Origin of the sequence: Kribbella hippodromi, assembly GCF_039531045.1 — a bacterium.
GTDB classification, from domain to species: Bacteria; Actinomycetota; Actinomycetes; order Propionibacteriales; family Kribbellaceae; genus Kribbella; species Kribbella hippodromi.
Genome location: NZ_BAAAPH010000038.1, coordinates 22,135 through 35,653 on the forward strand (window position 1 = coordinate 22,135; position 13,519 = coordinate 35,653).

The 13,519-nt window shown below is 68.6% G+C and carries 12 protein-coding genes; 7 read left to right on the forward strand and 5 right to left on the reverse strand.

Translation table 11 applies throughout. From position 1 onward, the window contains the following. Window positions 1-7: 7 nt before the first annotated feature. The gene (locus ABD260_RS36175) at window positions 8-1,663 is read left to right on the forward strand and encodes an FAD-binding dehydrogenase (protein WP_344241274.1); all 1,656 of its coding nucleotides are present in this window, start codon (window positions 8-10) and stop codon (window positions 1,661-1,663) included. Here ABD260_RS36175 and ABD260_RS36180 read toward each other — a convergent pair. After that, window positions 1,660-2,580, reverse strand: a complete 921-nt coding sequence (locus tag ABD260_RS36180) for a serine protein kinase RIO (protein ID WP_344241275.1) — start codon at window positions 2,578-2,580, stop codon at window positions 1,660-1,662. The two genes, ABD260_RS36175 and ABD260_RS36180, sit on opposite strands and share 4 nt — an antisense overlap. 213 nt (window positions 2,581-2,793) lie before the next feature. Then, window positions 2,794-3,504 (reverse strand): NIPSNAP family protein, encoded by a 711-nt coding sequence (locus tag ABD260_RS36185; RefSeq protein ID WP_344241276.1) that lies wholly within the window; start codon window positions 3,502-3,504, stop codon window positions 2,794-2,796. 194 nt (window positions 3,505-3,698) lie between these two features. Here ABD260_RS36185 and ABD260_RS36190 point away from each other — a divergent pair, with 194 nt between their 5' ends. Both ABD260_RS36190 and ABD260_RS36195 read left to right on the forward strand, forming a co-directional pair. Further along, window positions 3,699-4,499 carry a sigma-70 family RNA polymerase sigma factor gene (locus ABD260_RS36190; RefSeq protein ID WP_344241278.1) on the forward strand — a complete coding sequence of 267 codons (801 nt, stop codon included), beginning with the start codon at window positions 3,699-3,701 and terminating at the stop codon, window positions 4,497-4,499. Window positions 4,500-4,594: 95 nt separating this feature from the next. Further along, window positions 4,595-5,569, forward strand: a complete 975-nt coding sequence (locus ABD260_RS36195) for a hypothetical protein (RefSeq protein ID WP_344241280.1) — start codon at window positions 4,595-4,597, stop codon at window positions 5,567-5,569. A gap of 214 nt (window positions 5,570-5,783) precedes the next feature. Here the strand turns inward: ABD260_RS36195 and ABD260_RS36200 are convergent, their stop codons facing one another. Beyond that, on the reverse strand, window positions 5,784-6,491 hold the full coding sequence (locus ABD260_RS36200) for a hypothetical protein (RefSeq protein ID WP_344241282.1): 708 nt from the start codon (window positions 6,489-6,491) through the stop codon (window positions 5,784-5,786). 174 nt (window positions 6,492-6,665) lie between these two features. On the opposite strand from ABD260_RS36200, the gene ABD260_RS36205 reads away from it, so the two are divergent. Then, window positions 6,666-8,756: a thiamine pyrophosphate-dependent enzyme gene (locus tag ABD260_RS36205; protein ID WP_344241283.1), complete on the forward strand. Its 2,091-nt coding sequence runs from the start codon at window positions 6,666-6,668 to the stop codon at window positions 8,754-8,756. Here the strand turns inward: ABD260_RS36205 and ABD260_RS36210 are convergent. Then, the gene (locus ABD260_RS36210) at window positions 8,749-9,225 is read right to left on the reverse strand and encodes a DnaJ family domain-containing protein (RefSeq protein WP_344241285.1); all 477 of its coding nucleotides are present in this window, start codon (window positions 9,223-9,225) and stop codon (window positions 8,749-8,751) included. The genes ABD260_RS36205 and ABD260_RS36210 overlap by 8 nt on opposite strands. A gap of 89 nt (window positions 9,226-9,314) precedes the next feature. Between ABD260_RS36210 and ABD260_RS36215 the strand changes: the two genes are divergently transcribed. Genes ABD260_RS36215 through ABD260_RS36225 form a run of 3 tightly spaced genes read left to right on the forward strand, consistent with a single transcriptional unit; the run spans window position 9,315 to window position 12,697 of the window. Beyond that, window positions 9,315-9,896 (forward strand): hypothetical protein, encoded by a 582-nt coding sequence (locus tag ABD260_RS36215; RefSeq protein ID WP_344241287.1) that lies wholly within the window; start codon window positions 9,315-9,317, stop codon window positions 9,894-9,896. A gap of 60 nt (window positions 9,897-9,956) precedes the next feature. Beyond that, complete coding sequence (locus ABD260_RS36220) at window positions 9,957-11,501, forward strand: aldehyde dehydrogenase family protein (RefSeq protein WP_344241289.1); 1,545 nt, start codon at window positions 9,957-9,959, stop codon at window positions 11,499-11,501. Next, window positions 11,501-12,697, forward strand: coding sequence for an NAD(P)/FAD-dependent oxidoreductase (locus ABD260_RS36225; protein WP_344241291.1), 1,197 nt, complete (start codon window positions 11,501-11,503; stop codon window positions 12,695-12,697). Before ABD260_RS36220 ends, ABD260_RS36225 begins: the two co-directional genes overlap by 1 nt. Here ABD260_RS36225 and ABD260_RS36230 read toward each other — a convergent pair. Further along, window positions 12,694-13,350 (reverse strand): hypothetical protein, encoded by a 657-nt coding sequence (locus ABD260_RS36230; protein WP_344241293.1) that lies wholly within the window; start codon window positions 13,348-13,350, stop codon window positions 12,694-12,696. The two genes, ABD260_RS36225 and ABD260_RS36230, sit on opposite strands and share 4 nt — an antisense overlap. Window positions 13,351-13,519 lie beyond the last annotated feature (169 nt).

Consider the following 13,519-nt stretch of genomic DNA (forward strand, 5'->3'; position numbering starts at 1 on the left):
GGTCGACATGGACGCTGATGTGATTGTCGTCGGGGCGGGGCTGGCCGGGCTGGCCGCGACCGCCGAGCTGGCCGACGCGGGCCGGAAGGTGCTGCTGCTCGACCAGGAACCCGAGGCGTCGCTCGGCGGACAGGCGTTCTGGTCGTTCGGTGGGCTGATGTTCGTCGACTCCCCCGAGCAGCGCCGGATGGGGATCAAGGACTCCCGCGACCTCGCCCTGCAGGACTGGCTCGGCTCGGCCGGGTTCGACCGGCTGGACGACGAGGACAAGTGGGCCCGGCAGTGGGCCGAGGCGTACGTCGACTGGGCCGCCGGCGAGAAGCGCTCCTGGCTGCACGCCCAGGGCGTTCGCTTCTTCCCGGTCGTCGGCTGGGCTGAACGCGGCGGGTACAACGCCGATGGTCACGGCAACTCGGTGCCCCGGTTCCACATCACCTGGGGTACGGGACCGGGGCTGGTCGCGCCGTTCGAGCGACGGGTCCGTGAAGCGGTCGCCCAAGGACTGGTCGAGTTCCGGTTCCGGCATCGCGTCGACGAGCTGACCGTGACGAACGGTGTGGTCGACGGGGTCGCCGGCAAGGTGCTCGAGCCCAGCGACGTACCGCGTGGGGTGTCGAGCTCACGGGTCGAGGTCGCGGACTTCCAGCTGACCGCGCAGGCGGTGATCGTGACGTCCGGCGGGATCGGCGGCAACCACGACCTGGTCCGTTCGCAGTGGCCGAAGCGGATGGGCGAGCCGCCGAAGCGGATGATCAGCGGCGTACCGGCGCATGTGGACGGGCGGATGCTCGCGATCACCGAGCGGGCCGGCGGCCGGTACGTGAACCGGGACCGGATGTGGCACTACACCGAAGGCATCCAGAACTGGGATCCGATCTGGCCGATGCACGGCATCCGGATCCTGCCCGGCCCGTCGTCGCTCTGGTTCGACGCGACCGGGAAACGGCTGCCGGTGCCGCTGTTCCCCGGCTTCGACACCCTGGGCACGCTCGAACACATCATGCGGACCGGGTACGACTACACCTGGTTCGTCCTGACCCAGAAGATCATCGAGAAGGAGTTCGCGCTCTCCGGCCAGGAGCAGAACCCCGATCTGACCAACAAGGACCTCAAGGGTGTACTCGGCCGGGCCCGCGGTGGCGCCACCCCACCGGTGCGGGCCTTCATGGACAAGGGCGCCGACTTTGTTGTCCGCGGCAACCTTCCGGATCTGGTCCGGGGCATGAACGACCTGACCGGCGACAGCCTGATCAAGCTGGACGACCTGGAACGGCAGATCGTCGCCCGGGACCGGGAGCTGACCAACACCTTCACCAAGGACCTTCAGGTGACCGCGCTCCGCGGCGCCCGGAACTACCGTGGCGACAAACTGATCCGGGTCGCGCCGCCGCACCGGATCCTCGACCCCAAGGCCGGTCCGCTGATCGCCGTACGGCTGAACATCCTGACCCGGAAGTCGCTCGGCGGTCTTCAGACCGACCTCGACTCCCGGGTCCTGCGCGCCGACGGCACCCCATTGCCCGGCGTGTACGCGGCCGGCGAGGTAGCCGGTTTCGGCGGCGGCGGCGTACACGGCTATCGATCGCTCGAAGGCACCTTCGTCGGCGGCTGCCTGTTCACCGGCCGGACCGCCGGGCGGGCAGCCGCCGCGGCCGTCGGTTAGAACACCATCGACAGGAGGTCGGCGAAGAGCTCCTGCTCGTCGATCTCCAGCCCGCGGTTGGTGAACCACGCGGCCATGTTGTGGCAGTCGCGCAGCAGGAAGTCCATACCCTTGGGGTTACCAACGATATCGACGACCTGCGGGAGGTCGATCATCACGATCCGCTCCCCTTGCGCGAGCACGTTGTACGGCGACAGGTCACCGTGCGCCAAGCCGGCCCGGGCGAGTTCACGCATGCCGCCACGGAGCTGCTCGAAGTACTGACCGAGCAGTTCCTTCGACGGCCGTACCTGGGCGAGCCGGGGCGCGGCGCCGCCTTCACCGTCGTCGATGAACTCCATCAGCAGCTCGGTACCGTCCACCTGGACCGGGTACGGCACCGGGACACCGGCTTTCCAGAGCCGGTTCAGCGCGTCCCACTCGGCGTACGCCCATTGGCCGGCCGCCACGCTGCGTCCATGCGAGCTCTTCTTGGCCATCGCGCGGGCGTCCCGGCTGTTCCGGGTGCGGCGCCCTTCGACGTACGACGTGCTGCGGTGGAAGGACCGGTGCTCTTCGGTGCGGTACCGCTTCGCGGCCAGCAGCGACGACTTCGCCGGGTTGTCGCCGATCGCCTGGACCGCACGTTCGAGCAGGAAGACGTCGGCTTCCTTGCCGGTTTTGAGGACGCCGAGCTCGGTATCGATCGCAGCCTGTTCCGTCACGACCCAGTCGGGTCGTGGTTCCGGGCCGCGAGAGCCGCGCTCGACGTCCAGCCAGGTGGTCCACCGCTGATCCGGGCCCAGTTCTTCGCTGATCGACTGGAACTGGAAGACGTAAGCGTCTGCCGGATCTGGTTGGGACTCGTCGCTGGTGAGTTCGGCCCAGCGGGAGTCGAGGTCGGAGAAGGTGTCAGACAGTTCGTACTCGGAAGACAACGGGGATGCTCCTGAACAAAGAGGTGGGACTGACGCGGACATGCCGCAGCACAGTGATAGCCATCCGTCAGCCCTCCTTAGTCCAGGCAGCGCTCGCCGCCGCTCGGTCCCCCAAGCATGCCCGCCCGCTCCCGAACCCCGCAACGTATTTATCGCAGCTGTGTCACGGAGCTGGTCGGCGGCAGCCTGTCGAGTTCGAGCCCCCGGTTCCACCTACCGGAGCTGCGAGCGCGCGGTCGGGCGCAGCCTGAGCTCCTGGGCCGGTTTCACGATCCGGCTCACCAGCTCCGGCAGTACCCGCCGCCAGGCCGGCGACGCCTCAAGCGACCGGCGATGCGCGGTGTACGCGGCATCGTCCGCGAACCGCGCCAGCCAGACGAGCACCACCTCGTCCCGCAACGGCAACGCCGGAAAGTTGTTCTCGGCAACGAGGCTTTCGAGTACCGCGACCGGCTCCGCGCCCGAATCGACCAGCACCGGAACGATCTGCTCGGTGAAGAAATCCACGAACCCGTCATCCACCGATCCCCGGTGGTACACCGCCCCGCCGATCACCGAGCCCGCCGGCGCATCAGCCCGTACCGCATCGAGGCTTGGATATCCGGCACCGAGCGTGAGTGGTTTGAGTAACAGTGCGTTGTCGGAGTCGACCATCGTCGCGTTCGCGGCCGCGGCGTGCGTACGCCAAACCGGACCGTAGTAGAACGCCTGCAACGCGTCCGCGCGAGCGGGCAGATCCCGGAAGCCGCGAATCCAGACGAACCGGCCCGGATCGTCCAAATCGCGGAACTGCCCGGCGATGTGCATCCCGGTCGCCTCCTGCCCCTCGACGAACCGGGCGTCGAACAGGTCGATCAGGGTGTCCCGGGCGCCGGGATACAGCGTGTACTGGCGTAAGTCGATGACTGAGCAACAATCGTTCACAGCTGCGAGCCAACCATCGAAACCTGACAGTTACTGACAGGCCACAGTCGTTTCAAACAGCCGTAACAGGTCCGCACTTGAAACGTCGGCCCGACTTTGGTCTGGTGGAGGTACGTGGTTCAGCCCCTTGCCACCAGTGTCCCGCGCACCTCCCGGACACTTGACCTGCACGACGACACGACGAGGTACCTCCCGTGACGATTGCAGCTGTCAGTACCGAAGAATCGAAGCAACGGATCGCCGATGTCACCCACGACCTGCTGTGCGAGGCGGACGAGGTGCCGGACCCGCGGCATCAGGAATGCCTCGACGAGGTCGTCCTGCTGAACGCTCCGGTCGCCCGCTCGATCGCGTCCCGCTACCGGAGCAAAGGAGTGGACGCCGACGACCTCGAGCAGGTCGCGTACCTGGGTCTGATCAAGGCCGCCAACGGTTACCGGGTGGATGCCGCGACCGCATTCCTTTCGTACGCGGTGCCGACGATCCGGGGTGAGTTGAAGCGGTACTTCCGCGACTGCGCGTGGACGATCCGGCCGCCGCGGCGAGTGCAGGAAATGCAGGGCAACATCGCGGCCGCAGAGCCGGAGCTGATCCAGCGGCTCGGGCACGTACCCAGCAATCAGGAAACCGCGGAAGCACTGGGCACCGCGCCGGCCGAGATCGCCGAAGCAACCTCGGTCCGCGGCTGCTTCAACACGCTGTCGCTGGACGCGCCTGGTACGCAGGAAGGCGGGACCAGCTTGCTGGAAACGGTCGCCGACGCCGAGAACGGGTACGACCTGGTCGAGAACGTTCACACCCTGACGCCTGCGGTCGCCAGCCTGGCCGACCGGGACAAGCGCATCCTCGAGCTGCGCTTCTGCAACGGCCTCACCCAGGAAGAGATCGGCAACGAACTCGGGGTCAGCCAGATGCAGGTCTCCCGCCTGCTCCGCAACATTTTGGAAACCCTACGCACCGAACTGGCGACCCCTGCCCCTAACGACAGGAGGTAGTCCCGAGCGACCGGGATTGCCGAGCGTGCGGAAGGTGTACTGAAGCATGCTGAAGGCCACTACCTCCTGTCCTTCGGTGCGGTAGCGTCAGTTTCGTGGACTTCGAGGAGGCGGCGGACGCGTTGTACGCCGCGCCGGCCGGTGACTTCATCGCGAGCCGGAACGCGCTGGCCAAGCAGCTGAAGGCCGACGGGGACGCGCTGGGGTCGACCCGGTTGAAGGCGCTGCGGAAGCCGACGGTCGCGGCTTGGGTCGCGAATCTGGTGGCCCGGCGGCTGCCTGACGAGGTGGATGAGCTGCTCGCGCTCGGGGATGAGTTCCGGGAGGCGACGGCTGATCTCGACGGTGACCGGTTGCGGGAGCTGACGCCCCGACGGCACCAGCTACTGGACAAGCTGTCCAAAGAGGCGGCTCGGCTGGCTGGTGACGAAGGACAGAAGCTCAGCGGGGACGTCGCGCAGAAGCTGCGGGAGACACTCGACGCCGCGCTGGTGGACCCGGCCGCCGGCGCCGCCGTCCGCGAAGGCCGCCTGAGCAGCGCACTCCGCCACGTCGGCTTCGGAGTAGTCGACGAAACCGGAGAACCTTCCAACGTCACCCCCCTCACCCCACAGCCCCGCCGATCGCCGAAGACCACCACCGCGAAGGACACCGGCGAAGGCGGCCGACGCGCCGGGCGGGGACGCAGCACCGCCGAGAAGCAGGACGCCACCGCCGAGCAGGACATCGGGGTCGAGCAGGACACCGCGACCGAGCAGGACAAGGCGGCTGCCGCGAAGGAGCGGGCCGAGGCTGAGCGGCGGGAGCGGGAAGAGCGGGAGGCTGCTGAGCGGGAGGCGGCGGTTCGGGCTGAGGCCAAGCGGGCGTTCGAGGATGCGGTTGCTGCGGCGCAGGCGGCCGAGGCGAAGGTCGAGGATCTGGATACACAGCTGGATGACGCCCGCGATGCGCTGACCGAGGCTCAGGCGCTGGTACACCGGCTCGGCACCGAACTGGACGCCGCCCGCCGAGCCGCCCGCGACGCCCAGAAAGAAAGCCGAGAAGCCCGCAAACGCTACAACCGCCTCTGACCAAACCCAATCCACCGCCGGCTTGACCCCCGAGCTGGTGGGTTTGGCCGTCAGATTCTCGGGGGCCAACCCATCGTCTCAGGGGCTGGCCCCTGAGAGTGCGGCCCCGGGAGCTGGTTGGCCGCTGGGAGGGCGGGCGCGGGAGTTGGTTGGCCGCTGGGACGGCGGGTGGCGGGGGTTGGTGGTCGCTGGGAGGGCGGGTGGCGGGGGGTGGTCAGTTGGCGGATGGGCCTTCGCCGGGCATGGGGAGGAGGTAGTGGCCGGGGTTGGCGGGGGCGCCGGCGGAGAGCCAGCGTTGGAAGCCGGCGGGGTTCCGGCGTTCGAACTCGTCCAGGCAGATCCGGCGTACTTCGGCGACCGCCTGCCGGTCGCGAATCCCAGCGCCCTGCGCGAGCTGTGTGACGGTGTCCGACCACACCCCGCAGAGCTCCTCAATGCTCAACGGGCACTGCAACGACTCGATCAACCGCTCGTCGTCAGCCAACTGCGCCTCAGTCAACCGCTGCACCCGCCGCTGTTCCCGTGCCGACCGCCGTGACGACCTCCGTGATGACCTCCGCGACGACCGCCGTACGACCTCCCGCTCCGGCACCAGCAAATCGATCAGCACGAACAACAGCGCGAAAACCAGCGCCGTCGTCACACCCAGTGCACCCCACACGAGCAACCGCACCAGCCCAGGCAGACACAGCACCGCCCCAGCCGCAGTCGCCGCGACCAGCGCAGCCGACCCGTACGGCGGCTCGTCCGCGACATGCCGGACCACCGCAGCCAGCGGCCAGACCAGCACGAACACCACCACGAGCAGGATCGACGCCGCCGCCGGCCCGAGCAGCAGGACGCCCGCCAGCACCCCGGCCGTCCCGGCTCCGAGACTGGCCGCGAGCCCGACCCGCCGAATCACCGCGGAAAGAAGTATCACCGCATCTCACTCACCGTCACCACACCCCACAAGTCCCCTCGTGGGTAGAACGAATGTCCCCACGACACGGTTCCCCAAGCAGCCGCCCGACAACCGCCGGATTCGGGGCGCCGGCGGTGTTCGATCCGTGGGTCATGGCTGTGGCCGGGCCGGTCTTCCCGGATCATGGTTCAGATGAGGACCTTCGCCGACCGCGTCCGCGGCCTCGCCCCGGCGCCGTGGGAGCACGATCCCGAGCTGCTCCGGACCCTGTTCGACGCCCAGCTCGGCAGCCGGCATGCAGATCTCGCCGCCCGCTGGATGCAGTCGCAGGGCACCGGGTTCTACACGATCGGTTCGGCCGGTCACGAGGGCAACGCGGCGGTCGCGGCCGCGCTGCAGCCGACCGACCCGGCGCTGCTGCACTACCGCTCCGGCGCCTTCTACCTGACCCGCGCCGCGCAATGTGGTTCGAAGGACGGCCTGCGCGACATCCTGCTCGGCGTCGCGGCCGCCACCACCGAACCGATCGCGGGCGGCCGGCACAAGGTGTTCGGCCGGCACGAGCTGGCGATCATCCCGCAGACGTCGACGATCGCCTCGCACCTGCCGCGGGCGATGGGCGTCGCGTTCTCACTGGCCCGGTCCGCGAAACTCGGCGTACCGTCACCGTGGCCGTCCGACGCGATCGTGGTGACCAGCTTCGGCGACGCGTCCGCGAATCACTCGACTGCCGCCGGCGCGATCAACGCCGCCTTGCACGCCTCGTACCAGGGTCTGCCGATGCCCTTGCTGCTCGTCTGCGAGGACAACGGAATCGGCATCAGCGTACGTACGCCGGACGGCTGGATCCGGCAGGCGTACGGCCAGCGCCCCGGCCTGCGGTACTTCGACGCGGACGGCACCGACCTCGACGCCGCCTTCGCGATGGCGAAAGAGGCGGCCACCTTCGTACGAAGGAACCGCCGCCCCGCCTTCCTCCGGCTGCGTACGGTCCGGCTGCTCGGCCACGCCGGCTCCGATGTGGAAACGGCGTACCGCTCGCCCGCCGAACTCGCCGCCGACGAGGACCTCGACCCGTTGATCGGGACCACCCGTTACCTTCTCGGCTCCGGCTACACCGCCGACGACGTGATCGAGCTGTACGAGGACAAGCACGCCGAAGCGCTCCGCATCGCCGCCGAGGTCGCGGACCTGCCCCAACTGTCCACGGCCGAGGCCGTCGCGGCGCCGCTCCGCTTCCCGGAACCGGACGCGGTCGCGCGCTGCCTGCCGACGCCCACCCCGACCGCCGAGCCGCTGACCTTGAGCCAGTCGATCAATCGCGCGCTCAGCGACGTACTGGCGTCCTTCCCGGAGGCGATGGTCTTCGGCGAGGACGTCGGCCGCAAGGGCGGGGTGTACGGCGTGACGCGCGGCCTGCAGAAGTCCTACGGCCCGGCCCGCGTCTTCGACACTCTCCTGGACGAGCAGTCGATCCTCGGTCTCGGACTCGGCGCGGGCGTCTCCGGCCTGCTCCCGCTCCCCGAGATCCAGTACCTCGCGTACCTGCACAACGCCGAGGACCAGCTTCGCGGTGAAGCGGCGTCGCTCAAGTTCTTCTCGCAGGAACAGTACGCGAACCCGATGGTGCTCCGGATCGCCGGCTACGGCTACCAAAAGGGCTTCGGCGGCCACTTCCACAACGACGACGCGATCGGCGTACTCCGCGACATCCCCGGCCTCGTGATCGCCTCGCCGGCGCGACCGGATGACGCGGCCGCGATGCTGCACGCCTGCGCCGCGGCCGCCCGATCCTCCGGCACGGTGAGCGTCTTCCTGGAGCCGATCGCGCTGTACCACCGCCGCGACCTGTACACCGACGGCGACGAGCAATGGCTGGCGCCGTACCCGGACCAGCCCGTACCGATCGGACGCGCCCGCACGTACGGCGACGGCACCGAGCTCACCATCGTCACGTTCGGCAACGGTGTCCCGATGAGCCTCCGCGTGGCCGCCAAGCTACCCGGCGTACGCGTCCTGGACCTCCGCTGGCTGGCTCCACTTCCGGTCGAGGATTTATTGCGCGAGGCAACCAAGACCGGCCGCGTCCTGATTGCCGACGAAACGCGCCGCTCCGGAGGCGTGTCCGAGGGCGTACTGGCCACCTTGATCGACAACGGCTACACCGGCCGGATGGCCCGCGTGACCAGCCACGACTCGTACGTTCCACTGGGCGCGGCGGCACATCACGTGCTGCTCAGTGAGCAAACCATCGAGGCCGCGGCCCGCGAACTGCTCAGCTGAACAGGCGCTGCCAGAACGACTTCTTCTTCGGCGGTTGCTCAACCGGCGACTGCGCAACGGCTTCGCGGGCCGGGCGGTCCATCCGCCACTGGGCGATCACCGCGTCCTCGTTCACCGGACCGGTCGGGACCACTGGTCCGGTCGTGTCGCGAATGGCGAGCCGGATCCGCTTGTTCAGATCCGCCAGGTACTCCCGGACGTCGGACTCGCGGCGCATCCCACGGACCTTCTCGTGGATCTGCTGCTTCTCCTTGCGGAGCTGGACCGCCGAGGGCAGCAGCGCGTCGGTCTCGAGGTTCTCCCGGCGGATGAAGTCCTTCACCCACCAGTCCGGGTCGTGCGCATCGGCCAGCCGCAACGGCTTCCCGGCGCCGGCCAGGTCGTCGAACTCGCCGGCCCGCTGCGCGCGCTGGAGCTGAGCCTCGACCCAGTCCTGGGTCTTCATGCCGGGTGGTTTCCGCTCGGTCATGGTCAGACACCTCGCCTGTCATCATCGACAGCTGCTTCGGATCCTCATCGTACTAGTTTGTGAATGCAATCACAAGGCATACTCGAACTGTGCAGCTGACCGATGAAGAGATCGCGGCGATGACGCCGGCCGAGCGCCGGGACCTGATTCGGCGGCTGGCGCCCCGCCCGCACGGGCTGCCGTCCGCACGGACGATCCAGCGGCTGCGCAAGTGGCGGACCGTACTGATCCTGGTCTGCGCGGCCGCGCTGATCCCGTGGACCGTGTACCTCGCGGTCACGCTGCCGGACCGGTATGTCGCGCGGAACTGGGTGACCACCTGGGTCGGTTTCGACATCCTGCTGGTCACGATGCTGATCCTGACCGCGTGGGCCGGCTGGAAGCGCAAGCAGTTCGTCTTCCCGACCGCGTTCGCGACCGGCGTACTGCTGGTCTGCGACGCCTGGTTCGACGTGATGACCAGCCACCGCGGCAGCGACCTGACGCAGGCGATCCTGAGCGCCCTGCTGATCGAGCTGCCACTGGCCTTCGTCCTGATCGCCGGCCCGCTCCGCCTGCTCCGGTTCGTCGCGATCCGGCACGGCATGATCCACCCGGACTCGCATCTGTGGCGGATGCCGATCCCGATCCCCGACCTCTACCCCGACAACTTGGTGCCGCCCTCGCGCTGAGCGGCAGAGTCCTCGGGTCCGCTCTAAGGTTGGAAACCTACGACGACGAGAGGGTGCCGGATGCCTGGTGACGTGTTGTCAGTGGTCGGTGGGACGCGGGTCGCGGAGGTGGTCCGGCGGACGCCGTCGACCAATCCGGCCCGGTTGACCGAGGTCGTCGGAACGGTCGGCAGCGCCGGGCCGGAGGTGTTCGTCCGGGCGGCCGAGGCGGCCCGGACCGCGCAGCCCGCCTGGGCCGCGACCCCGGCGCCGCAGCGCGGCCAGGTGATCTCGAACGTCGGCCGGCTGATGACCGCCAACAAGGAACGGCTCGCGGCGCTCGTCACCCAGGAGATCGGGAAGCCGATCGCCGAGGCGCGCGGTGAGGTCCAGGAGATCATCGACACCTGCGACTTCTTCCTCGGCGAAGGCCGTCGGCTGTACGGGCAGACGGTGCCGTCGGAGATGCCGGACAAGCAACTGTTCACGTTCCGCCGGCCGGTGGGCACGGTCGCGGTGATCACGGCCGGCAACTTCCCGGTCGCGGTCCCGTCCTGGTACATCGTGCCCGCGCTGCTCTGCGGCAACACCGTGGTCTGGAAGCCGGCCGAGTACTCCGCTGTCGTCTCTGATGCGTTCTACGAGATCTTCGCGCATTCCGGCGTACCGGCCGGGGTCTTCAACGTCGTGTACGCGGACGGGCCGGACACCTTTGCCGGTCTCGAGCAGGCACTACAGGCCGGCCTGGTGAACAAGGTCGGCTTCACCGGATCGAGCGCGGTCGGCACCCGGATCGGGGAGCTGTGCGGGCGGCACCTGCAGACGCCCTGCCTGGAGCTCGGCGGCAAGAACCCGATGGTGATCACCGAGGACGCGAACCTTGACCTGGCCGTCGAGGGCGCCCTCTTCTCCGGCTTCGGCACGGCCGGCCAACGGTGCACCTCGCTGGGTACGGCGATCGTCCATCAATCCGTGTACGACGAATTCCTGCACCGTTTCGCCCGGGCGACCGCCGACGCATCGATGGGTGACCCAACGAAGGACGTACTGCTCGGCCCGTTGCTGGACGAGAAGTTCGCCGCCGGGTTCGAGAAGTCGCTGGGCTGGATCGCGGCGCACCATCAGGTGATCGGCGCGACCGGACGCGTCACCGCGGACAACCCGCGCGCCGGTTTCGTCGGTGATCCGGCCGACGGGTTGTACTACCACCCGACGATCGTGGCCGGCGTACGGCCCGCTGACGAACTGTTCCGGAACGAGACGTTCGGCCCGGTCGTCGGCGTCACCGCGTACGCCAAACTCGACGAGGCGATTGCGCTAGGCAACGAGTCTGGGTACGGGTTGTCGAGCTCGATCTACACCACCGATCCGAACAAGGCGTTCCGGTTCGCGCAGGGGATCTCGGCCGGGATGGTGAGTGTGAACAACTCGACGTCCGGCGCCGAGGCGCACCTGCCGTTCGGTGGGAACGGGAAGTCAGGCAACGGGTCACGGCAGAGCGGCATCTGGGTGCTGGATCAGTTCACCCGTTGGCAGTCGATGAACTGGGATTACTCTGGCAAGCTGCAGAAGGCCCAGATGGATACGAAGACAGTGGAGGCAGACCTCTCGTACGAGCTGCCCTGATGCCCGGCCTGCCGGAGTCGCCCTTGCCAGAGTCGCCCTTGCCGGGGTCGGCCTTTCCGGAGTCGGCCGACGTCGTGATTGTGGGCGGTGGCGTGATGGGGACCAGCATCGCGTTCCATCTCGCCGAGGCCGGCGTCGAGCGGGTGGTGCTGCTGGAGATGAACGAGCTCGGCTCGGGTTCGACCTGCAAGGCGGCCGGTGGGGTGCGCGCGAACTTCTCCGACGAAGTGAACATCGCGCTCGGGGCGCGCAGCCTGGACGCGTTCGCGCGGTTCCGCGTACGCCCTGGGCAAGAGATCGACCTGCAGACGGTCGGCTATCTCTTCTTGCTGGAGACGGCCGAGCAGCTGGAGCTGTTCCGCGAGAGCACGCGGTTGCAGAACTCGCTCGGTCAGCCGACGCGGATGATCGACGTGGACGAAGCGGTCGCGCTCGCGCCGATCGTCGCTCCGGAAGGGCTGGTCGGCGCCTGCTTCTCACCGACCGGCGGGCACTGTACGCCTGAGTCCGTCGTCCTCGGCTACGCGACGGCCGCCCGCCGGCTTGGGGCGCGACTGATCTCCGGCTGCGAGGTGCTGGCGATCGATGCCGTCGGCAACCAGCTCACTGCGATCTCGACCAGCCTCGGCACGATCCGCACCAGCACGGTGATCTGCGCGGCCGGCGCGTGGTCTGGGCGGATCGGCGCGATGGTTGGCGTCGAGCTTCCGGTCACGCCGCTGCGGCGCCAGATCGTCGTCACTGAAGGGATTCCCGACCTGCCCGCCGATCTGCCGATGACGATCGACTTCGGCAGCACGTTCTACTTCCATCGCGAAGGGCCTGGTCTGCTGGTCGGGATGTCCGATCCGGACGAGGTACCTGGCTTCGACGTGGCGCGGACAGACGCGTGGATTCCACGGCTGATCGATGCGATGGCTCGGCGAGCGCCCAGCCTGCTGGACGTCGGGATGACCGGCGGGTGGGCCGGGTTGTACGAGGTGACGCCGGATCACAACGCGCTGATCGGGGAAGCGGACATGGCGCGTTTTCTCTACGCCACAGGCTTTTCCGGGCATGGTTTCCTGCAAGGCCCCGCGGTCGGTGAGACGATCCGCGACCTGTACCTCGGACGTACGCCGCCCGTGGACATCGGACCGCTCAGCGCCGACCGCTTCCGTTCTGCTCAGGTCCGCAGCGAGCAGAACATCGTCTAGTTCGGGGACTGCCAGCGGGACGGGTCACACCAGGACGGGTCGATGCCGCGGTCGATGCAGTACTGGCGCATCAGCTCTTCGCGGGTCGACGGGCGCGCGGTCGGGCGACGGGTGGGGCGCTTGGCCGGCTTCGAGGGCTTGGTTGTGGTGGTTGTGCGGGTCGGCTTCGGGTCGCTGGGTTCGGAAGTGCGGGTCGCCGTCGGGCGGTGCGTCGGTTGCTGGGTCGGTTGCTGGGTCGGCCGGACCGTGGGTGGCTGGGTCGGCGGGACGGTCGGCGGCAGCTTCGGCGGGGTGACGGTCGATTGCGGCGTCGTCGGCGTGGTCGCCGGGGCCGGACTGGGTGACTTGTCGTCGAGGAACTTCACCGCCGCGGTGTCATCGGACTTGCCGTCGAAGAGGCCGATCGCGGACAACGCCCAGACGTTGATTCCGAGGAAAAGCACGAGCGCGCCGGCGCCCGCGTACACGACTCGGCGGGACGGAGCGCCGTACTGACCGAACGGCCCGCGGACCGGGTTGCCCTTGCCGTCGACCCAGAATCGCCAGCCCTCCGGCGCCGGCGGCCAGGACGGGTCCGGGCGCCACGTCTTCGGCGGGACCCAGCTGCGCCGCGGCGGGGTCGGCCAGTTCGGCGGAACCACGAACCGCTTCATCAGACTCCTCCACTTCGCCGGGGACTCTCCCAGGCCAACGACCAGACCGAAGGCAGGCTACTTGCTGCTTCCGGGCAATCGGGCGGGTCGCGGCGGCTTTTTCGATCAACCCGAAGACAAGAGGCCGATAAGTCAGGTTAGGCTTACCTACATTCGTTGCCTGTTCGGA